3 protein-coding genes are annotated in these 1,645 nt (G+C 63.5%); all 3 read right to left on the bottom strand.

Translation table 11 applies throughout. The features are described 5' to 3' along the window. Positions 1-341: ATP-binding cassette domain-containing protein (locus U4Z31_RS36815; RefSeq protein ID WP_321812978.1), on the bottom strand; the 341-nt coding region annotated here is incomplete at its 3' end. 24 nt (positions 342-365) lie between these two features. Further along, complete coding sequence (locus U4Z31_RS36810; RefSeq protein ID WP_044848076.1) at positions 366-1,079, bottom strand: ABC transporter permease; 714 nt, start codon at positions 1,077-1,079, stop codon at positions 366-368. Beyond that, on the bottom strand, positions 1,076-1,645 hold a 570-nt coding region (locus U4Z31_RS36805; protein ID WP_321812977.1), incomplete at its 5' end, for an ABC transporter permease. The genes U4Z31_RS36805 and U4Z31_RS36810, both read right to left, overlap by 4 nt.

Here is a 1,645-nt window from a genome sequence, read left to right as displayed (position 1 = left end):
GCCTCGATCACGTTCTCGAGCACCGTCATGTGCGACCACAGGTTGAAGTGCTGGAACACCATCGACAGCTTCGTGCGCATCCGCTGCAGCTGCTTCTGGTCGGCCACGCGCAGCGAGCCGTTACGGTCGCGCGCGGTCTGGATCGGCTCGCTGCCGATCGTGATCTGCCCCGAACATGGCTGCTCGAGGAAGTTGATGCAGCGCAGGAACGTGCTCTTGCCGGAGCCGCTCGAGCCGATGATGCTGATCACGTCGCCGGCCTTCGCCTTCATCGATACGCCCTTCAACACCTCGTTGTCGCCGAACTTCTTGTGCAGGTTGTCAACGGTGAGCTTGTACATGCTTGGTCCTTCCTTGCGAATGCATTAGTGGCTGCGCGGCGAGAGGTACGCGAGCCAGCGCGTCTCGAGCTTGCGGAACGCCCAGATGAGCGTGAACACGACGATGGCGTACAGCACGGCGGCGATGCCGTAGGCCTGGAACGACATGTACGTCGCGGAGTTGACGTCGCGCGTGACCTTCAGGATGTCGGGCACGGTCGCGGTGAACGCGAGCGTCGTCGCGTGCAGCATCAGGATCACTTCGTTGCTGTAGCTCGGCAGCGAACGGCGCAGCGCGGACGGCAGGATGATGCGCGTATAGAGCTTGAAGCGCGACATCCCGTAGGCCATCCCGGCCTCGATCTCGCCGGCCGACGTGGCCTTGATCGCACCCGCGAAGATCTCGGTCGCATACGCGCATTCGTTCAGCACGAACGCGAGCAGCGTGCAGTTCATCGCGTTGCGGAAGAACGTGTCGAGCAGCACGTGGTTGTGCACGACCTGCAGGCTGTAGATGCCGGTGTAGCACATCAGCAGCTGCACGTAGAGCGGTGTGCCGCGGAACACGTACGTATAGAGCCACACGGGGCCCGAGATCCAGCGGTTCGACGACGCGCGCGCGATCGCGAGCGGCACGGCCAGCGCGAAGCCGAACGCGATCGACACGACCAGCAGCCACAGCGTGATCGCGAGGCCGCTGAAGCGGTAACCGTCGGTATAGAGATAGCTTTGCCAGTACTGGCTGACGAGTTCGATCACAGTGCAAGCCTCCGGACGCCGACGGAATAACGCTTCTCGAGGTGGTGCAGCACGACGTTCGACACCGTCGTGATCGCGAGGTAGATCGCGCCGGCCGCGAGCGTGAAGAAGAAGAAATCGAGCGTGCTCTTGCCGGCGTCCTGCGACGCCTTCACGACATCGGCGAGGCCGATGATCGACACGAGCGCGGTGGCCTTCACGAGCACCTGCCAGTTGTTGCCGATGCCCGGCAGCGCGAAGCGCATCATCTGCGGGAACAGGATGCGGTGGAACACGCGCCAGCCGCTCATCCCGTATGCGAAGCCCGCTTCGAGCTGGCCGCGCGGCACCGCGAGGAATGCGCCGCGGAACGTCTCGGTGAAGTACGCACCGTAGATGAAGCCGAGCGTCACGACGCCGGCCACGAACGGGTCGATGTCGATCTGGTCCCAGCCGAGCAGGTCGGTCGCGTCGTTCAGCAGGATCTGGATCCCGTAGAACAGCAGCAGCATCAGCACGAGATCGGGTACCGCGCGGATCAGCGTCGTATAGAACGTGCCGACCGACTTGAGCACGCGGTTGGTCGA

Source organism: Burkholderia sp. BCC1985 (genome assembly GCF_905339915.1).
Classification (GTDB): domain Bacteria; phylum Pseudomonadota; class Gammaproteobacteria; order Burkholderiales; family Burkholderiaceae; genus Burkholderia.
The sequence above is the reverse complement of the archived record's forward strand: the minus strand, read 5'-3'. Positions and strand labels throughout refer to the sequence as shown.